The organism is Streptomyces sp. NPDC028305 (genome assembly GCF_055569495.1).
Genome location: NZ_JBVHTN010000015.1, coordinates 71,215 through 91,578 on the forward strand (window position 1 = coordinate 71,215; position 20,364 = coordinate 91,578).

The window sequence follows — 20,364 nt, forward strand, 5'->3', positions numbered from 1 at the left end:
GCGGCGGCCGCCCGGCCGCCGTGGAACCGAGCACTTCAAGGAGTACGGCCATGGCCGTCGTCACGATGCGGGAGCTGCTGGAGAGCGGCGTCCACTTCGGGCACCAGACCCGCCGCTGGAACCCGAAGATGAAGCGTTTCATCTTCACCGAGCGCAACGGCATCTACATCATTGACCTGCTCCAGTCGCTGTCGTACATCGACCGCGCCTACGAGTTCGTCAAGGAGACCGTCGCCCACGGCGGTTCCATCATGTTCGTCGGCACGAAGAAGCAGGCGCAGGAGGCGATCGCCGAGCAGGCGACCCGCGTCGGCATGCCGTACGTCAACCAGCGCTGGCTGGGCGGCATGCTCACCAACTTCTCGACCGTCTACAAGCGCCTTCAGCGCCTCAAGGAGCTCGAGCAGATCGACTTCGAGGACGTGGCCGCCTCCGGCCTCACCAAGAAGGAGCTGCTGGTCCTCTCGCGCGAGAAGGCCAAGCTGGAGAAGACCCTCGGCGGTATCCGCGAGATGCAGAAGGTGCCGAGCGCCGTCTGGATCGTCGACACCAAGAAGGAGCACATCGCCGTCGGCGAGGCGCGCAAGCTCCGCATCCCGGTTGTCGCGATCCTCGACACCAACTGCGACCCGGACGAGGTCGACTACAAGATCCCGGGCAACGACGACGCGATCCGTTCGGTCACCCTGCTCACCCGCGTGATCGCCGACGCGGTCGCCGAGGGCCTCATCGCCCGTTCCGGTGCCGCCACCGGTGACCAGAAGGCCGACAAGGCCGCCGGTGAGCCGCTCGCCGAGTGGGAGCGCGACCTGCTGGAGGGTGAGAAGAAGGCCGACGAGCCCGAGGCGGCCAAGCCCGCCGAGGCCGAGCAGCCCGCCGAGGCCCAGGCCGAGCAGCCCGCCGAGGCCGCGGCTGAGCAGCCCGCCGAGGCCCCGGCCGCGGACGCCGAGCAGGCCTGATCACTCGGACCACGTGTGACGGCGGGGGAGGGTGCCTGGGCACCACCCCCGCCGTTCCCCCGTAGAGCTTTCGACTTTCGAGAAGAGATTCACAGATCATGGCGAACTTCACCGCCGCTGACGTCAAGAAGCTCCGTGAGCTCACCGGCGCCGGCATGATGGACTGCAAGAAGGCGCTGGACGAGGCCGAGGGCAGCGTCGACAAGGCCGTCGAGGTCCTGCGCGTCAAGGGCCAGAAGGGCGTGGCCAAGCGCGAGGGCCGCAGTGCCGAGAACGGCGCCGTCGTCTCCCTCATCGCGGACGACAACTCCTCCGGTGTGCTGGTCGAGCTGAAGTGCGAGACCGACTTCGTCGCCAAGGGCGACAAGTTCATCGCCGCCGCCAACGCCATCGCCGCCCACGTCGCCAAGACCTCCCCGGCCGACCTGGAGGCCCTGCTCGCCTCCGAGATCGAGCCCGGCAAGACCGTCCAGGCGTACGTCGACGAGGCCAACGCGACGCTCGGCGAGAAGATCGTCCTGGACCGCTTCGCGCAGCTCTCCGGCGGTTACGTCGCCGCGTACATGCACCGCACCATGCCGGACCTGCCGCCGCAGGTCGGTGTGCTGGTCGAGCTGGACAAGGAAGACGCCACGGTCGCCAAGGACATCGCGCAGCACATCGCCGCGTTCGCGCCGAAGTTCCTGAGCCGTGACGAGATCTCGGCCGAGGCCGTCGAGAACGAGCGCCGCGTGGCCGAGGCCACCGCCCGCGAGGAGGGCAAGCCCGAGGCCGCCCTGCCGAAGATCGTCGAGGGTCGCGTCACCGGCTTCTTCAAGGAGAACGTCCTGGTGGACCAGCCGTTCGCCAAGGACAACAAGAAGACCGTCCAGAAGATCCTGGACGAGGCCGGTGTCACGCTCAAGGGCTTCGCGCGCTTCCGCGTGGGCGTCTGAGCGTCGGCGTCCGAGCCGAGCAGCGAATGACCGGCGACCCCGATAGGGTCGTAGGCAGCCAACCGTCAACCGGTCGGCCGCAGATGTGACGAGGAGGCCATTGCCGCAGAGGTCGAACAAGGACCCGTCCGGCAGTGGCCTTCTTCGTATGTGCACGAGGAGATCTCCAATGAATCAGGGCGCGGGCGCCGGACAGGCCGCCGACGAGAAGAACGCTCAGGGCAGGGTCAAACGCCGTCGGTTCCTGCTGAAGCTCTCCGGCGAGGCGTTCGCCGGGGGCGGGGGACTCGGGGTCGACCCGGACGTCGTGCACGCCATCGCCCGCGAGGTCGCCGCGGTCGTCCGGGACGGCGCGGAGATCGCCATCGTCATCGGTGGCGGCAACTTCTTCCGCGGCGCCGAGCTGCAGCAGCGGGGCATGGACCGGGCCCGCTCGGACTACATGGGCATGCTCGGCACGGTCATGAACTGCCTCGCCCTCCAGGACTTCCTGGAGAAGGAGGGCATCGACTCCCGCGTCCAGACCGCCATCACCATGGGCCAGGTTGCGGAGCCGTACATTCCGCTGCGTGCGGTGCGCCATCTGGAGAAGGGGCGCGTGGTCATCTTCGGCGCGGGCATGGGCATGCCGTACTTCTCCACGGACACCACCGCGGCCCAGCGCGCCCTGGAGATCCACGCCGAGGCCCTGCTCATGGGTAAGAACGGGGTGGACGGGGTGTACGACTCCGACCCCGCCCGGAACCCGGACGCGGTGAAGTTCGACGCCCTGGAGTACGGCGAGGTGATCACCCGTGACCTCAAGGTCGCCGACGCCACCGCCATCACGCTCTGCCGCGACAACAAACTGCCGATCCTCGTCTTCGAGCTTCTCGCCGAAGGAAACATCGCGCGTGCGGTGAAGGGTGAGAAGATCGGCACGCTCGTGAGCGACCAGGGCTCCCGGGCCTGACGGCTCATACGGGGGATGGACAACGGCCTGCCGGTCGGACACCGTGCAGGAGAAGACGCACGCAGGGGCGAGGCTCTGCTTACTGATAACACCAGGAGCAAGTGGTGATCGAAGAGATCCTCCTCGAGGCCGAGGAGAAGATGGAGAAGGCCGTTGTGGTCGCCAAGGAGGACTTCGCCGCGATCCGCACCGGGCGTGCGCACCCGGCGATGTTCAACAAGATCGTGGCGGACTACTACGGGGCGATGACGCCGATCAACCAGCTGGCGTCGTTCTCGGTGCCGGAACCGCGCATGGCCGTGGTGACACCGTTCGACAAGAGCGCGCTGCGCAACATCGAGCAGGCGATCCGCGACTCCGATCTGGGCGTCAACCCGAGCAATGACGGCAACATCATCCGAGTGGTGTTCCCCGAGCTCACCGAGCAGCGCCGCAAGGAGTTCATCAAGGTCGCCAAGGGCAAGGGGGAGGACGCGAAGATCTCGATCCGCAGCGTCCGCCGCAAGGCCAAGGAGTCCATCGACAAGCTCATCAAGGACGGCGAGGTCGGCGAGGACGAGGGCCGCCGCGCCGAGAAGGAGCTCGACGACACCACCGCGAAGTATGTCGCGCAGGTGGATGAGCTGCTCAAGCACAAGGAAGCCGAGCTTCTCGAGGTCTGATGAACGACTCATCCTGGGGGGCTCCACCGAGGCCCCGCCTCTGGGGACCGGCCGACCAGGGGCCCTCTCCCTCGCTTCGCGGCGAGGTGCGCCCGGTCCCGGCGGGTCCCGCGCACGACGTGGGCGAGGCGGCGCAGACTCGGCCCATGCCCACCGTGCCCCACGCAGGCGGAGACCCTCGGGATGCCGCCGACCGTGATCGGGGGGCCGCTCGGCTGAGCGGTCCCCTGTTCCGCGACGACCGGGAGCCGGAGCGCGGTCCGCGGCCCCCCGCCGCGCCCCCGCCCACGCCCCCGGACGGCCCCGGCACCCCGCCGTCGGACGCCGCCCAGCCCGGCGGCACGGGGAGCACCAAGAAGAGCGCGGGCCGCAATCTGCCCGCCGCGATAGGGGTGGGCGTCGGCCTCGGCGTAGTGGTCGTCGCCTCGCTGTTCATCTACAAGCCGGTGTTCGTCGGCGTCCTGGCGGTCGCGGTGGTCATCGGGCTGTGGGAGCTGACCTCGCGGCTGGCCGAGCGCAAGGACATCCGCGTCCCGCTGGTGCCGCTCGCCGTGGGCGGCGTCGCCATGGTGGTCGCCGGTTACGTGCGCGGCGCGGAGGGCGCGTGGGTGGCCGTGTCGCTGACCGCCCTGGCCGTGCTCGTATGGCGGATGACCGAGCCGCCCGAGAACTACCTCAGGGACGTCACCGCCGGCGTCTTCGCGGCCTTCTACGTCCCGTTCCTGGCCACCTTCGTCGCCCTCATGCTCGCGGCCGACGACGGGCCGCGGCGGGTGCTGGTCTTCCTGTTGCTGACCGTGGTCAGCGACACCGGCGCGTACGCGGTCGGCTGGCGCTTCGGCCGCCACAAGCTCGCACCGCGCATCAGCCCCGGCAAGACCCGGGAGGGGCTGCTCGGCGCGATCGCCTTCGCGATGGTCGCGGGCGCGCTGTCCATGCAGTACCTGATCAAGGGCGGCGCGTGGTGGCAGGGGCTGCTGCTCGGGCTCGCCGTCGCGGTCAGCGCGACCCTCGGCGACCTCGGCGAGTCCATGATCAAGCGTGACCTGGGCATCAAGGACATGGGCAGGCTGCTGCCGGGGCACGGCGGGATCATGGATCGGCTGGACTCCCTGCTGCCCACCGCCCCCGTGGTCTGGCTGCTGATGGTGATCTTCGTAGGCGGCGGCTGACCGGCCCGTCACCCCGTCCGTACGGCCTCGCACCACGTGTGGCGCGAGGCCGTACGCACGTCTGCGACACTGGTGAGACCATGCCCAAGCCCGGAGAACTCACCTTTGTCGCGCCGCGCGGAGCCAAGAGGCCCCCGCGGCATCTCGCCGACCTCACGCCCGCCGAGCGCCGCGAGGCCGTCGCCGCCCTCGGCGAGAAGCCCTTCCGCGCCGGCCAGGTTTCGCGCCACTACTTCGCCCGCTACACCCACGATCCGGCCCAGTGGACCGACATCCCGGCCGCCGCGCGCGAGAAGCTGGCGGCCGAGCTGCTGCCGGACCTGATGAGCGTGGTGCGCCACATCAGCTGCGACGACGACACCACCCGCAAGACCCTGTGGCGGCTCTTCGACGGCACGCTCGTGGAGTCCGTGCTGATGCGCTACCCGGATCGGGTCACCATGTGCATCAGCTCCCAGGCGGGCTGCGGCATGAACTGCCCCTTCTGCGCCACCGGCCAGGCGGGCCTGGACCGCAATCTGTCCACCGCCGAGATCGTGCACCAGATCGTCGACGGGATGCGGGCGCTGCGGGACGGAGAGATCCCGGGCGGGCCCGCGCGGCTGTCCAACATCGTCTTCATGGGCATGGGCGAGCCACTCGCCAACTACAACCGCGTCGTCGGTGCCATCCGCAGGCTGACCGACCCGGAGCCGGACGGCCTCGGGCTGTCCCAGCGCGGCATCACCGTCTCGACCGTGGGGCTGGTCCCGGCGATGCTGCGCTTCGCCGACGAGGGCTTCAAGTGCCGTCTCGCGGTGTCGCTGCACGCGCCCGACGACGAGCTGCGCGACACCCTCGTCCCGGTCAACACCCGCTGGAAGGTCCGCGAGGTCCTGGACGCGGCGTGGGAGTACGCGGAGAAGTCGGGCCGCCGCGTCTCCATCGAGTACGCCCTGATCAGGGACATCAACGACCAGGCATGGCGGGCCGACCTGCTGGGCCGGCTGCTCAAGGGCCGCCGGGTGCACGTCAATCTGATCCCGCTCAACCCCACGCCCGGCTCCAAGTGGACCGCGTCCCGGCCCGAGGACGAGAAGGCGTTCGTGGCCGCCCTGGAGGCACACGGCGTGCCCGTGACCGTGCGGGACACCCGGGGGCAGGAGATCGACGGGGCGTGCGGACAGTTGGCGGCGGCCGAGCGCTGAGGCGCTGCTGATACGGTGCCCTGGCACCACCGCGTGCACACACGCGGCATCTCGTACAAGTGAACATTCCGACAGGGGAGCGCGAACAGCGCTGAGAGTGCGGCTCAGCCGCAGACCCTCGGACCTGATCCGGGTCATACCGGCGTAGGGAGTCAGCCTCATATGAACCGCCGTCTTCGGCATGCCGTCGTCGCCGCCCTCTTCGGCTCGCTCGGCCTCACCACCCTCGTCGCCTGCGGCGAGGACTCCTCCGGCTCCTCCGGCGGCTCCGGCTCCAAGACCGTGACGCTGGTCTCGCACGACTCGTTCGCCGCGTCGAAGGCCGTGCTCAAAGAGTTCACCCGGCAGACCGGCTACAAGGTGCGGGTGCAGGCCGGCGGCGACGCCGGGGCGGCGGTCAACCAGGCGATCCTGTCCAAGTCGCACCCCCAGGGCGACGTCTTCTTCGGTGTCGACAACACCCTGCTCTCCCGCGCGCTCGACAACGACCTGTTCACCCCCTACCGGGCCAAGGGCCTGGACAAGGTCCCGGCGGCCCTCCAGCTCGACCAGGCCTCGCACCGCGTCACCCCGGTCGACTACGGCGACATCTGCATCAACTACGACCGCAAGTACTTCGCCGACAAGAAGCTGGCCCCGCCGAAGACCTTCGACGACCTGACCAAGCCCGCGTACAAGAACCTCCTGGTCACCGAGAACGCGGCCACCTCCTCTCCCGGGCTCGCCTTCCTGCTGGGCACCGCCGCCCGGTACGGTGACGACGGCTGGCAGGACTACTGGAAGAAGCTCAGGGCCAACGGCGTCGAGGTCGTCGACGGCTGGGAGCAGGCGTACTACGACCGGTTCTCGGGCTCGGCGGGCGGCGCCAAGGGCGACCGGCCGCTGGTCGTCTCGTACGCCTCCAGCCCGCCCGCCGAGGTCGTCGACGCCAAGCCGCGCCCCGCGCAGGCCCCTACAGGGGTCGCGACGGGAACCTGCTTCCGCCAGGTGGAATTCGCGGGCCTGTTGAAGGGCGCGTCCAATACCAAGGGCGGCAAGGCGCTGCTGGACTTCCTGCTGAGCAAGACGTTCCAGGAGGACGTGCCGCTCAACATGTACGTGAACCCGGCCCGCGAGGACGCCAAGCTGCCTGAGCTGTTCACGCAGTACGGCGCGAAGATCGCCGACTCGGCCACCCTGGCCCCGCAGAAGATCGCCAAGAACCGTGACCAGTGGGTCAAGGCATGGTCCTCGCTCGTCCTGTAAAGCGGCCCGAGCCTCCCGCCAAGACACCGGGGGAACCCGGGGCGCGCCCCGGGCCGCGGCGCTCGAACCTCCGCGGGACGACGCTGCGGCTGGCTCTGATGGCCGTGCCCGCCGCGTTCTTCGCGCTGTTCTTCATCTACCCGGTGGCCGCCATCGTCGCCCGCGGGCTGCGCGTCGACGGCCAGTGGCGGCTGGGCCGGTTCGGCGAGGTGCTCACCGATCCGGCGGTCCTGGACATCCTGTGGTTCACCGGCTGGCAGGCGGCCGCCTCCACCGCCCTGACGCTGGCGGTCGCGCTGCCCGGCGCGTATGTCTTCGCCCGCTTCGCCTTCCCCGGCAAGCGGCTGCTGCGCGCCGTGGTGACCGTCCCCTTCGTGCTGCCGACCGTCGTCGCGGGCTCCGCGTTCCTGGCCCTGCTCGGCCAGGGCGGGCTGCTGGACGGGCTGTGGGGGGTGCGCCTGGACACCACCGTCTGGGCGATCCTCCTCGCGCATGTCTTCTTCAACTACGCGGTGGTCGTACGGACCGTCGGCGGGCTGTGGGCGCAGCTCGACCCGCGTCAGGAGGAGGCCGCGCGGGTGCTCGGCGCGAGCCGCCTGGCCGCGTGGCGGCGGGTGACACTGCCCGCGCTGGCGCCCGCCGTGGCGGCCGCCGCCCTGATGGTCTTCCTGTTCACCTTCACCTCCTTCGGCGTCGTCCAGATCCTCGGCGGCCCGCGGTACGCCACCCTGGAGGTCGCGATCTACCGGGAGACCGCCCAGCTGCTCGACCTGCCGACGGCCGCCGTGCTGACCCTGCTCCAGTTCGCGGCGGTGGCCGCCGTCCTGGCCCTGCACGCGTGGACCGTGCGGCGCCGCGAGGGCGCCCTGAAGCTGGTCGACCCCGAACAGACCGCGCGCCGCCCCCAGGGCGCGGCCCAATGGGCGCTGCTGTGGGGCGTGCTCGCCGTCGTGGCGCTGCTGATCCTGCTGCCGCTCGGAGTCCTGGTCGAGCGGTCCCTGGACGCCCCCGGCGGCTACGGACTCGACTACTACCGCGCACTCCAGTCCGCGGCGGACAGCGGCGGGACGTTTTTCGTCGCCCCTATGGACGCCGTCTGGAACTCCCTGCGCTACGCCGCCGTGGCGACCGTCTTCGCGGTCGTGGTGGGCGGTTTGGCGGCGGCCGCGCTCACCAGAAAATCGGGGCGGCTGGTGCGGGGCTTCGACGCGCTGCTGATGCTGCCGCTCGGCACCTCCGCCGTCACCGTCGGCTTCGGCTTCCTCATCGCCCTGGACGAGCCCCCGCTGGACCTGCGCGCCTCATGGATCCTCGTACCGCTCGCCCAGGCCCTGGTGGGCGTGCCCTTCGTCGTACGGACCATGCTGCCCGTGCTGCGCGCGGTGGACCACCGGCTGCGGGAGGCGGCGGCCGTGCTCGGCGCGTCCCCGCTGCGGGCCTGGCGGGAGGTGGATCTGCCGCTGGTCGCGCGGGCCCTCGGGGTCGCGGCGGGGTTCGCGTTCGCCGTCTCGCTCGGCGAGTTCGGGGCGACGGTGTTCATCGCGCGGCCCGACTCCCCGACCCTCCCGGTGGCCGTCGCCCGCTTCCTCGGCCGGGCCGGGCAGCTCAACTACGGCCAGGCCATGGCCCTGAGCACGATTCTGATGCTGGTGTGCGCGGGCTCCCTGCTGCTCCTGGAGCGGATTCGCACCGACCGTTCGGGGGAGTTCTGATGACGCTGCTGCGACTGGACGAGGTGACGGTCCGCTACGGCGAGCGCACGGCGCTCGACGCCGTGGACCTGGAGGTCGCCGAGCACGAGACGGTGTCGGTGCTGGGGCCGAGCGGCGGCGGCAAGTCCACGCTGCTGCGCGTGGTCGCGGGCCTGGAGCGGGCCCACACCGGCCGGGTGTGGCTGGCCGGCCGGGACCAGTCGGGGGTGCCCACCCACCGGCGCGGCGTGGGCCTGATGTTCCAGGACCACCAGCTCTTCCCGCAGCGCGACGTGGGCGGCAACGTCGCCTTCGGGCTGCGGATGCGCAACGTGGCGCGCGCCGAGGCGGAGCGCCGGGTCGCCGAGCTGCTGGAGCTGGTCGGCCTGCCGGGCGCGCAGCGGCGCGCGGTCGCCTCGCTGTCCGGCGGCGAGCAGCAGCGGGTCGCGCTGGCCCGCGCCCTGGCCCCGCGGCCCACGGTGCTGATGCTGGACGAGCCGCTGGGGCAGCTCGACCGGGGGCTGCGGGAGCGGCTGGTGGTCGAACTGCGCCAGCTCTTCGGCGAGCTGGGGACGACGGTGCTCGCGGTCACCCACGACCAGGGGGAGGCCTTCGCGCTCGCGGACCGGGTGGTGGTGATGGACGGCGGGCGCATCGCGCAGACCGGCACCCCGCTGGAGGTGTGGCAGCGGCCCGCCGACGAGTTCGTCGCCCGCTTCCTCGGCTTCGACAATGTGGTCGAGGCCGTCGTGAACGGCGAGAGCGCCGACACCCGCTGGGGCAAGCTGCCCGTCCCGGACGGCACCCCGCCGGGGCCGTGCCGGCTGCTGGTCCGCCCGGCCGGAGTGCGGCTCACCTCGCCCGAGCAGGGGCTGCCCTGCACGGTGACCGCGCGCACCTTCCGTGGCGACCGCGTGGCGCTCGTCCTCCAGCCCGGGGGCGCGCCGCGCCTGGAGGCGGCGTGCGCGCTGCGGGACGCGCCCGGTGAGGGGGAGCGGGTCGGCGTCGCGTTCGACGCGGACGACGTGGTGGTGCTGGGCGCGGGCGGCTGACGGCCCCGCGGCGCGCGGCCGGGGACCGGATGACCAGGCCCTCAGCCCTGGCCGTGATCCAGGGAGGAGCGTTCGCCCGGCAACCAGTGGAGGGCGAACCAGAGCTCCATGCGGACTTCGGGGTCCTGGAGGTCGACGTCGAGCAACTCCGAGACGCGGCTGATGCGTTGACGCACCGTATTGCGGTGGAGTCCGAGCGCCGCGGCGGTGCGGTCCCAGCTGCCGTACTGGGACAGCCAGGTGCGCAGCGTTTCCATGAGGACGGCGGGCCCTGGCGCCGGGGCGCGGTCGAGCGGCGCGAAGCGTGCGCGGGCGAGTGCCTTCGCCTCGCGGGGCGCGACGATGCTGTGCACGCTCTGTTCCACGGTGCGGTGATGCACCGTCGGCAGGCCGGAGGCCACGGCGCGGCGCAGCGCCCGCTCGGCCTGGGTGTCGGCGACGGGAAGGTCGGCTGTTCCCACCGGGGCGCTGAAGCCCAGGTGCCAGCCGAGCCGGGCGGCGTCGGCGGATTCTGTGGGCTGGGCACGGGCCGACCAGGGGATGAGGGCGCGCAGCACCGGGCCGGCCAGGTCGAGATACGGGGTGCCCAGTGCGGTGCCCAGCGCCGCCAGGTGGACCGGGTCGCCGCCGGGCTGTGCGCCGGGGCCGCGTGCCGACCGGGCGGGCCGGCCGTGCACCACGGTCCAGGCGGCGTCGTCCGGCGCGTCGGCGGGCAGCAGCATGGGCGCGATCTCGGCGGGGGCGCCGCCGAGCAGCAGCCTCACCACGGCGCCGGCGGTGCGGGTGTCGCCGCCCAGCGCGTGCCGGGGGTTGGTGAGCAGGGAGAGCAGCACGATCGCCGTGCCGGTCACGGACCGGTGCACCGGGGTGGGCCGGGAGGCGGCGACCAGGCCGAGGGCCAGGGGCCCGGTCGTGTCACCGCCGGGGACGGTGTGGACGGTCAGGTGGATCCCCGCGTGGTGCTGGGCGGCCGCCGTGGGCGGCCGAGACCCAGGCGCCGGCGTGCGGTCATGAGGCGCGGAGGGCTGCCGGGCCGCGGTGCGCGCGGCCAGCTCACACAACTGACGCGTGACCTGGGCGGCGGGCCGCGTACCGGCGGCCAGAAGTTCGGCGCCGTTGCCGTCGAGCAGCACGGCCCAGACGCCGAGGTGGACGGAGAGCTGGTGCAGCACGGCCGCGAGGGCATCCGGGCGGGCGGCGGCGGACGCGAGTGCGGACTGAGCCTCGGAGACCAGGCGCAGATCATGGGTGCGCGCCTCCGCCATGGCGGAGTGGGTGGCGCGGGCCACCGCGACGAAGGGGACGTCCTTCGGAACCAGCAGCAGCGGCAGGTCGTGCCGGTCGCAGGCGGCTATCAGGTCCGGCGGGACTTCCTCGTAGACCGGGACGATGCCGAAGCCCAGCGCGACCGTACCCGCTTCGACGACCCGGCGGACGTAGTCGTCGATGCCCTCGGAGGTCCGGGGCAGGAGCGATCCGGCGGTGAGGAGCAGTTCGCCGCCTATCAGGTACGGCGTCGGGTCCGCCAGCTCGGTGGTCCCCACCTGTTCGACGAAACGGTCCTCGTCCGGTCCCGCGATGCGCTTCAGCCCGAGACCGGGGTCGGCGAGCAGAACGCTGAGCGGAACGGTCGGCGTCCCCGGGGCCGGTGTGTGCCAGGGACCCCTCGGCGGGTCGGCTGATATCACGGCGGGCTCCTTCACGGGTGCGGAATCATCCATTGGGCGAGTGGATGATGGATGAATTCTGCACTTATTTCCTCGGTGGTGCGCGGATACGCTCCTGCGAAGCGGAGGGCAGGCGACCGAAGCGCCTGATCCCGCGGCAGGTCCGTCCTCGAACGGGCGCCCCGCCACCCCCCTGAACAGCGACGACGCTGTCATGCCCGCCTTCTTACCAGTGAGCCGTGGCCCCGCCGTCCCGCGCCACGGCCCATACCTGACCGGAGGACTCCATGGCCATCGACTACACAGTGATGATCGGGTACCTGCTAGGCATCGTAGGAGTCGGTTGGTGGGGCAAGAGGCGCGCCGCCTCCAAGAGCGATTTCCTGGTCGCCGGCCGCCGGCTCGGCCCCCTGATGTACACCGGCACCATGGCCGCCGTCGTCCTCGGCGGCGCCTCCACCATCGGCGGGGTGCGTCTCGGCTACACCTACGGCATCTCCGGGGCGTGGATGGTCATCGCGATCGGCATCGGCCTGCTCGCCCTGAGCATCGCCTTCTCCGCCAGGATCGCCCGGCTGCGCGTCTACACCGTCGCCGAGATGCTGTCACTGCGCTACGGGGACGCGGCGAGCATCATCTCCGGCGTGGTGATGTGGGTCTACACCCTGATGCTCGCGGTCACCTCCACCATCGCCTACGCCAGCGTCTTCGACGTGCTGTTCGACGTACCGCGCTGGGCCGCGGTGGTCATCGGCGGCTCGATCGTCGTCGGCTACTCCGCCCTGGGCGGCATGTGGTCCATCACCCTCACCGACATGGTGCAGTTCGTCGTCAAGAGCATCGGCGTGCTCCTCCTGCTGCTGCCCATCGCCGTGGTGAAGGCGGGCGGCTTCGCGGAAATGGCGGACAAGCTGCCGTCCGGCTACCTCTCGCCGATGTCCATCGGCGGCGAGACCATCTTCACCTACGTCCTGATCTACACCTTCGGGATGCTGATCGGCCAGGACATCTGGCAGCGGGTGTTCACCGCCCGCAGCGACAAGGTCGCCTCGTACGGCGGCACGGTCGCCGGCGTGTACTGCCTGCTCTACGCGGCGGCCGGGGCGGTCATCGGCATGGCGACCAAGGCGATCTACCCCAATCTGGCCAGCGCGGACAGCGCGTTCGCGACCATCGTCAAGCAGGCTCTGCCCACCGGCGTCAGAGGCCTCGTCCTGGCTGCCGCGCTGTCCGCGATGATGTCCACCGCCAGCGGCGCGCTCATCGCCTCCGCCACCGTCGCCAACAACGACATAGGGGGCCGGCTGAGGTCCCTCATGCGCCGCTCCGCCCCGAAGGCCGTCGCCGACGACCACGACGAGGTCCGCTCCAACCGCCTGGCCATCGTCGTCCTCGGCGTGATCTCGATCGCCATCGCGTGCGCTCTGGACGATGTGATCGCCGCCCTCACCGTGGCCTACAACCTGCTGGTCGGCGGCCTCCTGGTACCCATCCTCGGTGCCCTGATCTGGAGGCGTGGCAACTTCCAGGGCGCGCTCGCCGCCATGCTCGGAGGCGGCCTGACGGTGATCGTGATGATGCTGGACAAGGGCGTACTCGCCAACGAGCCGATCTACTACGGCCTGGCCGTGAGCCTGGTCGCGTACACCGCGGTCAGTCTCCTCACCAAGGCGACCGACAGCAGCGTGCTGGCGTCCTGGCACCGGCGCCTGGCCGGGGAGAGCCCGGAGGCGGCCGCGTCGGACCCGGCCGCGTCGGATCAGGCCACGACGCCCGCAGCCGTCTGAGTTCCCCCCCGTCCCCGAAATCCCCCGAAAGGAGCCATCTCCATGTCCAGTGCGTCGACCCCGCTCGCGCCGGCCATGCCGACCCCCGACCACGCCGCCGAGGAGCTCCGGCTGCGCCGCGAGCTGGCAGCCGTGTACCGCCTGGTCGCCCACTTCCGGATGACAGACCTGATCTTCACCCATATCTCGGTGCGGCTGCCCGGCCCCGAGCAGCACTTTCTGATCAATCCCTACGGGCTGCTCTTCGAGGAGATCACCGCCTCGAACCTGGTGAAGATCGACCTGGCCGGCAACCCCGTCGAGGACACGCCGTACCCCGTCAACCCGGCCGGCTTCGTGATCCACAGCGCGATCCACGCGGCGAGGCCGGACGCCCACTGTGTGCTGCACACCCACACCAAGGCAGGCTGCGCGGTCGCCGCCCAGCGCGACGGGCTGCTGCCGCTCAACCAGATGAACATGGAGTTCTACAACCGGGTGGGCTACCACGAGTACGAGGGTGTCGCCCTCAACCTCGACGAGCAGAAGCGCCTGGTCGAGGACCTCGGCGGCCATCCGGTGATGATCCTGCGCAACCACGGCCTGCTCACCGTCGGCGAGACGCCCGCCCAGGCCTTCCTGCGCATGTACTACCTGGAGAGGGCCTGCGAGATCCAGACCACCGCACAGGCCACCGGAGCGCCCCTGACCATGCCCTCGCCCGAGATCGCCGAGTACACCGCCCAGCAGCTGAACGCGGAGGACGTCTCCGACTTCCACGACGAGATGGCCCTGGACCTCGCCTGGTCCGCCCTGCTGCGCCTGGTGCGGCGAATCGCCCCGGACTACTCGGACTGACGCGCCGCGAGCGGCGACACAGCCGAAGAAGCTCCTTGATGCACGATCGGAACGCAGCCGCCCGTCAGGAGGGCATATGAGCACGGAACACATCGGAGGCGCCCCGGCCCGCATCGCGCTGGCGGACCCCTTCGCCGACCTGGAGGCGGTCCGCACCGCGCTCGGCGACGCACTGCCGCAGGCCGAGGTGCGGCTGGACCAGGTCGACGCCATTCCGCACGGACCCGGCATCGTCGGGCTCCTGGTGGGCCCCGAGGTGCCGATGAGCGCCGAGGATCTGGCCCTGCTGCCCGATCTGCGGGTGATCGCGGTGACCTCCACCGGCCACGACCACGTTCCGGTCGAGGCCGCCCGCGCGGCCGGGATCTGGGTGACCAGCAGCGCGGGCTACTGCACGAACGAGGTCGCCGACCACACCCTGGCGCTCGGTGTCGGCCTGCTGCGCGGCACCGTGGACCTGGACCGGGACGTCCGAAGCGGGATCTGGGACGTCGAGCGGGTGAGGCCACGGCGGATCGCGGGCACCCGCTGGGGACTGGTCGGCTTCGGCCGGATCGCGCGGGCCGTCGCGGAGCACGCGGCGGCGCTGTCGATGCCGGTCTCCGCTTGGGATCCCAAGGTCGCACCGGAGCACTTCGAGAAGGCCGGTGTGCGCCGGGTGGCGAACCTGACCGACCTGCTGGCCGGAACCGACCTGGTGAGCCTGCACATCCCGCTGACCCCGGAGACCGCGGACCTCATCGGTGCGGCCGAACTCGCCGCGATGCCGACGGGGTCCTTCCTGGTCAATGTCTCCCGCGGCGAGATCCTCGACCACGCGGCGTTGACCGCGGCCCTGGACTCAGGCCAGTTGAAGGGCGCCGCGCTGGACACACTGCCCGTGGAGCCGCCCGCCGCCGACGACCCCGCGCTGTCCCTGAAGTCCACGGTGCTCAACCCGCACGCCGCCTGGTACTCCGACGAGGCCAAGCGACGGGCCTACGCATGGGCCGGCGCCGCGGTCGGCGCGGTGCTCTCCGGCGGCCGTCCGGACGGCGTCGTCGCGGAGCCGCCGCACAGGCGTCAGCGGTAGCCCCGCAGACGTCGTCGCCGATCGGGGCGCGTCAGGGAGTGGGGCGGGGGCACCTCGTACCGGATGCCGGCCCCCACTCCTCAGCCCGCCGGGGACCCCGCCAGGGACATGAGCGCGCCCGGAGCCTCGTCCACCGAATCCACCAGCGCGATCCGGGCCCGCATGGGCCTGCCCTCGGCGAGCGCCTCGAGCAGCGGCCAGGTCGGCAGGCGGCGCGTCCAGTGGTCGCGGTCCACGAGCACCATCGGCGTCGGCTCGCCGCGCGACTCGTAGTAGTTCGGCGTCGCGTTGTCGAAGATCTCCTGCACGGTCCCGGCGGCGCCCGGGAGGAACACCACCCCCGCGTTCGACCGCGCCAGCAGGCCGTCCTCGCGGGTGGCGTTGGCGAAGTACTTCGCTATGTGCGAGGCGAACGCGCCGGGCGGCTCGTGCCCGTAGAACCAGGTGGGGATGCCCACCGACGCGCCGCCCTCCGGCCAGCGCTCGCGCACCGCGAAGGCCGCCTCGGCCCACTCGCCGACGGACGGCCGGAAAGAGGGGGTCTTGGCGAGCAGTTCGAGGGACTCGTCCAGCATCTCGTCGGCGAACGGGGCCGCGTACGCGCCCAGGTTGGCGGCCTCCATCGCGCCCGGCCCGCCGCCCGTGGCGACCGTGAGCCCGGACCGCGCCAGCGCCCGCCCCAGCCGGGCCGCGCCCGCGTACCCGTCGGACCCGCGCTCCAGGGCGTGACCGCCCATCACACCCACCACCCGGGCCCCGACGAGGAGTTCGTCGAGGGCGTCGGAGACGGCGTCGTCGTGGATGGAGCGCAGCATCGAGGAGAAGATGTCGCCGTCGGCCTTGGTGCGCTGGAACCAGGCGTACGCGAGGGCGTCCGGCGTCCCCGCGTACCCCCGCTCCGCCAGCCCCTCGAACAGCTCCCGGGGCGAGTAGAGGGTCCCGCGGTAGGGGTCGAACGGCAGCCCGGGCACCGGCGGGAAAACCAGCGCGCCCCCGGCCCGCACCTTCGCGGCGGCCTCCGGCTCCATCGGGCAGCCGAGGAAGACCGCCTCGGCGGTGTCCGTGTCGAGCAGCGCCCGCGTACGGCCCGTCAGGTCGACGGACTGGACGCGGTAACCGGCCAGGGTGCCGCGCGCCACAACCTCGTCGAACTCCCGCAGGGACTCGATCTCCCGGTCGGGGCACGGGTCTTGGGCGGCGGTGGAAGCGTCGTCGGTCAGCACGGCGCCATGCTACTGGCGGCGGTACGCGCGGTCCCGTCCCGCAGGTGAGCCGGCGAGAGCGGCCGGGAACCCGGCCGGCTCGGACGGTGAACGTCGCGCCCGGAGCGGGGGTCAGTGGTCGAACGGAAGCGTGCTCAGCTCGGCGACCGCCCAGGTCAGCGGCGTCAGCAGGACCAGAAGCGCCACCCCGCGCAGCGCCGCGGCGCTCCGCAGCAGCCGCAGGGACGCGCCCAGGCGCCGCAGCGCGTCCGTCGTCCTGCCCCGCGCGCTCTTCGCCTCGAGCGCCGCGGTGAGGGCCGAGGCGGTGGCGCACATCATGATCAGCGCGGCGCCCAGGCCGGTGAGCGGGCCGAAGGGGCGGGTACCCGACGGCCCGGCGCCGCTGCCGTAGAGCGCGACCGCGGCGTACGCGCCGGCGGCGACGGCGCACAGCACGCCCACCGAGTGCCCCAGGCGCCCCGCCTCCTGCTGCAACACCCGCCCGGCCAGCAGCCGCAGCGGGCCCGGACGCCCGGCGGACAACAACCTCCCGCACAGATGGGTGAGGCCGGGCCCGGCCAGCACCAGGCCGACCGCCGTCAGCACCCAGCCGCCCACCACGCCGGGCGGGCTGCCCCCGAGCCCGCCGGGCAGCGGCAGCAGCGCCTCGGGCGGAGGAGGCGGGCCGCTGTCCATACTGTTCGTGTACGCCTCCAGCGCGATTCCCGCCGCGATCAGCGCGATGCCCCAGGGCAGCCGCCGGGACGCGTGGTCCGGCGGCGCGGCGCCGCGCGGGCCTTCCTCCGCGCCCCTCGCCCGCGCCCGCCCGCCCGCCCGCGCGCCCCGCGCCCGCTGCGCTCCCCGGGGCCACAGCCGGACCGCGCAGGCCGCGGCCGCCACCGCCGGTACGACGGCAAGCAGCGTGACCATCGCGGCCCACGGCAGCGGATGCCCGGCGCCGAGCGGGCCGCTCGCCCTCCCGCTCGCGCCATCGGCCCACAGCAGCCATGAGCCGCCCAGATCGCCGCGGAGCTGGAGGAAGAGCAGCAGCGCCGGCACACAGCCCAGCGAGCACGACAGGGCGGCCGAGGCGGCCGAGAGCTGGGCGGACCTGGCCGGGCCGCCCCCGGCCGCCGCGAAGGCCGAGCCGAACGGCACGCTCGGGTCGGCCCGCGCCACCGCGACCGCGAGCTGGGCCATGGCGGCCAGCGGCACCGCGCACCACAACAGCCGCACGACCGCTCCGTCGGTCTGGTCGGGGTGTCCGGCCGCGTATCCCAGGGTGCACAGCAGCAGAAAGCCCGTGCCCGCCGCCGCGGTCGCGACCAGCGACCGCCGCAGCAGCGCCAGGGGCCGGGCGCCGCGGGCTAGGCGGAGACTGAGCACGCCGACCTGCCCTCGGCCTCGGAGGAGTGGGCCGCGCCCACGCGGCGGCCGTCCAGCAGCGCCACGGTGCGGTCCGCGAGGGTGGCCACCTCCTCGTCATGGGTGGCCAGGAGCACCGTGATGCCGTGCGAGCGGGCCGCCGTGGTCAGGGTGCGCAGCACCTGGGCGCGGTCGGCGCTGTGCAGCGGGGCGGTGGGTTCGTCGGCGAACAGCACGGCGGGCGCGGAGGCCAGCGCGCGGGCGATCGCGACCCGCTGACGCTGCGCCTGGAGGAGGGCGGCGGGGCGCCGCCGGGCGCAGTCGCCGACGTCGAGCCGGTCGAGCCACTCGTGCGCGGCGCTCTTGGCCTCGCGCCGCCCGGCCCCGCGCAGCATCAGTGGCAGCGCGGCGTTCTCCCAGGCGGTGAGCTCGGGGATGAGCCGGGGCTCGGTGTCGACCCACGCGAAGTGGTCGCGGCGCAGCTGTTCGCGGCCGAGCGGGGAGAGGGTGTGCACGGGGGCGCTGTTGAACCACACCTCCCCGTGGTCCGGGACGAGCAGGCCCGACAGGCACTTGAGCAGGGTGGTCTTGCCGCAGCCGCGCGGTCCGGTCACGGCCAGGATCTCGCCGTCGCGGGCGCCGATGGAGACATCGGCGAGCGCGGGCGACCCGCCGTAGGCGTACGTCAGGGTGCGTGTCCAGAGCACGTCGTTGTCCGGCGGAGCCACCATACGAAGCACCTCGCCTCAGCTGCGGTCGTCCGTCTGTTCCCCCGGTTGGGTGAACGAGCGCAGGGCCAATGGGTCACTGGCACGGTAAGGACTCCGCCTCCTGCGCGCGCCCAGGCTCGGCGCGGGCACGCTGTCATTTCCTCCGATCAGCCCTCTGTCCGCCCGGTACCGGTGGGATGGGCCGCGCCCCGGAGCCCTGATGTGACCGAGGCCCTCGCCGAACCTCTCGGTGGTGCGCAGGCCCGCGGACTACTGTGGGTGTCTCACCCATCGGACACCTGACAGGGAGGGGTGGCACGTGACCACCGAACTGCGTCGTCTGCGCAACTACATCGACGGAGAGTTCCGGGACGCCGCGGACGGGCGGACCACGCAGGTGGTCAACCCCACCACGGGCGAGCCCTACGCGACGGCGCCGCTCTCCGGCCAGGCCGACGTGGACGCCGCCATGGCCGCCGCCGCGGCCGCCTTCCCGGCCTGGCGCGACCTGGTCCCGGGCGAGCGCCAGAAGGCGCTGCTCAAGATCGCCGACGCCTTCGAGGCGCGCGCCGGGGACATGGTGGCCGTCGAGTCCGAGAACACCGGCAAGCCGCTCGCCCTCACCGCGAGCGAGGAGATCCCGCCCATGATCGACCAGATCCGCTTCTTCGCGGGCGCGGCGCGGATGCTGGAGGGGCGCTCGGCCGGCGAGTACATGGACGGGCTGACCTCGATCGTCCGGCGTGAGCCGATCGGGGTGTGCGCGCAGGTCGCGCCCTGGAACTACCCGATGATGATGGCCGTGTGGAAGTTCGCGCCGGCGCTGGCGGCGGGCAACACCGTCGTCCTCAAGCCCTCCGACACCACCCCCGCCTCCACCGTGCTGATCGCCGAGATCATCGGCGAGGTGCTGACGGAGCTGGGCCACCCGCGCGGCGTCTTCAACGTCATCTGCGGCGACCGCGAGACCGGCCGGCTGATGGTCGAGCACTCCGTGCCCGCCATGGCCTCGATCACCGGCTCGGTCCGGGCCGGTATGCAGGTCGCCGAGAGCGCCTCGAAGGACATCAAGCGGGTCCACCTGGAGCTCGGCGGCAAGGCGCCCGTCGTGGTCTTCGAGGACACCGACATCGCCAAGGCCGTCGAGGACATCTCGGTCGCGGGCTTCTTCAACGCCGGCCAGGACTGCACGGCGGCCACCCGCGTACTGGTCCACGAGTCGATCCACGACGAGTTCGTGGCCGCCCTGGCCAAGGCCGCCGCGGACACCAGGACCGGCGCCCCCGACGACGAGGACGTGCTGTACGGCCCGCTCAACAACGCCAACCAGCTGGCGCAGGTCAGCGGCTTCATCGAGCGGCTGCCCGCACACGCCAAGGTCGAGGCGGGCGGCCACCGCGTCGGCGAGAAGGGCTTCTTCTACGCGCCCACTGTTGTCTCGGGGCTCAGGCAGGAGGACGAGATCATCCAGAAGGAGGTCTTCGGCCCGGTCATCACCGTCCAGCCCTTCACCGACGAGGCCCAGGCCGTGTCCTTCGCCAACGGCGTGGAGTACGCGCTGGCGTCGTCGGTGTGGACCAGGGACCACGCGCGCGCGATGCGGATGTCCAAGGCCCTGGACTTCGGCTGCGTGTGGATCAACACCCACATCCCGCTGGTCGCCGAGATGCCGCACGGCGGCTTCAAGAAGTCCGGCTACGGCAAGGACCTGTCGGCGTACGGGTTCGAGGACTACACGCGGATCAAGCACGTGATGACCTCGCTGGGCTGACGCCTTGGACGGCACGGTTCCCGGTACGCGCCCGCCGTGTCCTGGGAACCGTGCCTATCGTTACACCGCACGGCCCCGCACCCGAAGCGCGGCGGGGA

General features: G+C 72.1%; 17 protein-coding genes and 1 riboswitch. Of the genes, 13 read left to right on the forward strand and 4 right to left on the reverse strand.

Going from position 1 to position 20,364, the window contains the following annotated elements:
• Window positions 1-50 precede the first annotated feature (50 nt).
• The 9 genes from rpsB to ACZ4WQ_RS45605 all read left to right on the forward strand — a co-directional run bounded on the left by rpsB (window position 51) and on the right by ACZ4WQ_RS45605 (window position 9,855).
• Window positions 51-959 (forward strand): 30S ribosomal protein S2, encoded by a 909-nt coding sequence (gene rpsB, locus ACZ4WQ_RS45565; RefSeq protein ID WP_361186617.1) that lies wholly within the window; start codon window positions 51-53, stop codon window positions 957-959.
• Between the two features lie 98 nt (window positions 960-1,057).
• Complete coding sequence (gene tsf, locus ACZ4WQ_RS45570; RefSeq protein ID WP_311727780.1) at window positions 1,058-1,894, forward strand: translation elongation factor Ts; 837 nt, start codon at window positions 1,058-1,060, stop codon at window positions 1,892-1,894.
• 169 nt (window positions 1,895-2,063) lie between these two features.
• Window positions 2,064-2,846: a UMP kinase gene (gene pyrH, locus ACZ4WQ_RS45575; protein WP_065965195.1), complete on the forward strand. Its 783-nt coding sequence runs from the start codon at window positions 2,064-2,066 to the stop codon at window positions 2,844-2,846.
• A gap of 104 nt (window positions 2,847-2,950) precedes the next feature.
• Window positions 2,951-3,508: a ribosome recycling factor gene (gene frr / locus ACZ4WQ_RS45580; RefSeq protein ID WP_311727779.1), complete on the forward strand. Its 558-nt coding sequence runs from the start codon at window positions 2,951-2,953 to the stop codon at window positions 3,506-3,508.
• Window positions 3,508-4,680 carry a phosphatidate cytidylyltransferase gene (locus tag ACZ4WQ_RS45585; protein ID WP_311727778.1) on the forward strand — a complete coding sequence of 391 codons (1,173 nt, stop codon included), beginning with the start codon at window positions 3,508-3,510 and terminating at the stop codon, window positions 4,678-4,680. The genes frr and ACZ4WQ_RS45585 overlap by 1 nt, the downstream gene beginning before the upstream one ends.
• A gap of 80 nt (window positions 4,681-4,760) precedes the next feature.
• A complete protein-coding gene (gene rlmN, locus ACZ4WQ_RS45590; protein WP_311727777.1) occupies window positions 4,761-5,867 on the forward strand; it encodes a dual-specificity RNA methyltransferase RlmN in 1,107 nt (368 codons plus the stop codon).
• A 63-nt stretch (window positions 5,868-5,930) separates the two neighbouring features.
• Window positions 5,931-6,035: riboswitch (TPP riboswitch) on the forward strand.
• Window positions 6,030-7,112, forward strand: coding sequence for a thiamine ABC transporter substrate binding subunit (locus tag ACZ4WQ_RS45595; RefSeq protein WP_398377027.1), 1,083 nt, complete (start codon window positions 6,030-6,032; stop codon window positions 7,110-7,112). It overlaps the preceding riboswitch by 6 nt.
• A gap of 98 nt (window positions 7,113-7,210) precedes the next feature.
• Window positions 7,211-8,824: an ABC transporter permease gene (locus ACZ4WQ_RS45600; RefSeq protein WP_398377026.1), complete on the forward strand. Its 1,614-nt coding sequence runs from the start codon at window positions 7,211-7,213 to the stop codon at window positions 8,822-8,824.
• The gene (locus ACZ4WQ_RS45605; protein ID WP_311727774.1) at window positions 8,824-9,855 is read left to right on the forward strand and encodes an ABC transporter ATP-binding protein; all 1,032 of its coding nucleotides are present in this window, start codon (window positions 8,824-8,826) and stop codon (window positions 9,853-9,855) included. The genes ACZ4WQ_RS45600 and ACZ4WQ_RS45605 overlap by 1 nt, the downstream gene beginning before the upstream one ends.
• A 41-nt stretch (window positions 9,856-9,896) precedes the next feature.
• On the opposite strand, the gene ACZ4WQ_RS45610 is transcribed toward ACZ4WQ_RS45605, so the two are convergent.
• A complete protein-coding gene (locus ACZ4WQ_RS45610) occupies window positions 9,897-11,543 on the reverse strand; it encodes a PucR family transcriptional regulator ligand-binding domain-containing protein (protein ID WP_311727773.1) in 1,647 nt (548 codons plus the stop codon).
• Window positions 11,544-11,809: 266 nt separating this feature from the next.
• Between ACZ4WQ_RS45610 and ACZ4WQ_RS45615 the strand changes: the two genes are divergently transcribed.
• The 3 genes from ACZ4WQ_RS45615 to ACZ4WQ_RS45625 all read left to right on the forward strand — a co-directional run bounded on the left by ACZ4WQ_RS45615 (window position 11,810) and on the right by ACZ4WQ_RS45625 (window position 15,218).
• Window positions 11,810-13,309 (forward strand): sodium:solute symporter, encoded by a 1,500-nt coding sequence (locus ACZ4WQ_RS45615; protein ID WP_398377025.1) that lies wholly within the window; start codon window positions 11,810-11,812, stop codon window positions 13,307-13,309.
• Between the two features lie 42 nt (window positions 13,310-13,351).
• Window positions 13,352-14,146, forward strand: coding sequence for a class II aldolase/adducin family protein (locus ACZ4WQ_RS45620; RefSeq protein WP_311727771.1), 795 nt, complete (start codon window positions 13,352-13,354; stop codon window positions 14,144-14,146).
• A 76-nt stretch (window positions 14,147-14,222) separates the two neighbouring features.
• Window positions 14,223-15,218, forward strand: coding sequence for an NAD(P)-dependent oxidoreductase (locus tag ACZ4WQ_RS45625; RefSeq protein WP_398377024.1), 996 nt, complete (start codon window positions 14,223-14,225; stop codon window positions 15,216-15,218).
• Between the two features lie 80 nt (window positions 15,219-15,298).
• Here ACZ4WQ_RS45625 and ACZ4WQ_RS45630 read toward each other — a convergent pair whose 3' ends face one another.
• The 3 genes from ACZ4WQ_RS45630 to ACZ4WQ_RS45640 form a co-directional block, all read right to left on the reverse strand.
• Window positions 15,299-16,441: an SLOG cluster 4 domain-containing protein gene (locus ACZ4WQ_RS45630; RefSeq protein WP_311727769.1), complete on the reverse strand. Its 1,143-nt coding sequence runs from the start codon at window positions 16,439-16,441 to the stop codon at window positions 15,299-15,301.
• A gap of 111 nt (window positions 16,442-16,552) precedes the next feature.
• Window positions 16,553-17,806, reverse strand: a complete 1,254-nt coding sequence (locus tag ACZ4WQ_RS45635; protein WP_398377023.1) for a hypothetical protein — start codon at window positions 17,804-17,806, stop codon at window positions 16,553-16,555.
• On the reverse strand, window positions 17,788-18,516 hold the full coding sequence (locus ACZ4WQ_RS45640) for an ABC transporter ATP-binding protein (protein ID WP_352133774.1): 729 nt from the start codon (window positions 18,514-18,516) through the stop codon (window positions 17,788-17,790). Before ACZ4WQ_RS45640 ends, ACZ4WQ_RS45635 begins: the two co-directional genes overlap by 19 nt.
• A gap of 298 nt (window positions 18,517-18,814) precedes the next feature.
• On the opposite strand from ACZ4WQ_RS45640, the gene ACZ4WQ_RS45645 reads away from it, so the two are divergent.
• Window positions 18,815-20,266 (forward strand): gamma-aminobutyraldehyde dehydrogenase, encoded by a 1,452-nt coding sequence (locus tag ACZ4WQ_RS45645; RefSeq protein WP_398377022.1) that lies wholly within the window; start codon window positions 18,815-18,817, stop codon window positions 20,264-20,266.
• The last annotated feature ends 98 nt before the right edge of the window (window positions 20,267-20,364 follow it).

Excerpts from the sequence above, each read along its gene's own strand:
- ACZ4WQ_RS45595 (WP_398377027.1), top strand. The coding sequence starts at position 6,030 with ATGAACCGCCGTCTTCGGCATGCCGTCGTCGCCGCCCTCTTCGGCTCG.
- ACZ4WQ_RS45615 (WP_398377025.1), top strand. The coding sequence starts at position 11,810 with ATGGCCATCGACTACACAGTGATGATCGGGTACCTGCTAGGCATCGTA.
- rpsB (WP_361186617.1), top strand. The coding sequence starts at position 51 with ATGGCCGTCGTCACGATGCGGGAGCTGCTGGAGAGCGGCGTCCACTTC.
- ACZ4WQ_RS45585 (WP_311727778.1), top strand. The coding sequence starts at position 3,508 with ATGAACGACTCATCCTGGGGGGCTCCACCGAGGCCCCGCCTCTGGGGA.
- ACZ4WQ_RS45605 (WP_311727774.1), top strand. The coding sequence starts at position 8,824 with ATGACGCTGCTGCGACTGGACGAGGTGACGGTCCGCTACGGCGAGCGC.
- rlmN (WP_311727777.1), top strand. The coding sequence starts at position 4,761 with ATGCCCAAGCCCGGAGAACTCACCTTTGTCGCGCCGCGCGGAGCCAAG.
- ACZ4WQ_RS45640 (WP_352133774.1), bottom strand. The coding sequence starts at position 18,516 with ATGGTGGCTCCGCCGGACAACGACGTGCTCTGGACACGCACCCTGACG.
- ACZ4WQ_RS45600 (WP_398377026.1), top strand. The coding sequence starts at position 7,211 with ATGGCCGTGCCCGCCGCGTTCTTCGCGCTGTTCTTCATCTACCCGGTG.
- ACZ4WQ_RS45625 (WP_398377024.1), top strand. The coding sequence starts at position 14,223 with ATGAGCACGGAACACATCGGAGGCGCCCCGGCCCGCATCGCGCTGGCG.
- ACZ4WQ_RS45620 (WP_311727771.1), top strand. The coding sequence starts at position 13,352 with ATGTCCAGTGCGTCGACCCCGCTCGCGCCGGCCATGCCGACCCCCGAC.
- pyrH (WP_065965195.1), top strand. The coding sequence starts at position 2,064 with ATGAATCAGGGCGCGGGCGCCGGACAGGCCGCCGACGAGAAGAACGCT.
- tsf (WP_311727780.1), top strand. The coding sequence starts at position 1,058 with ATGGCGAACTTCACCGCCGCTGACGTCAAGAAGCTCCGTGAGCTCACC.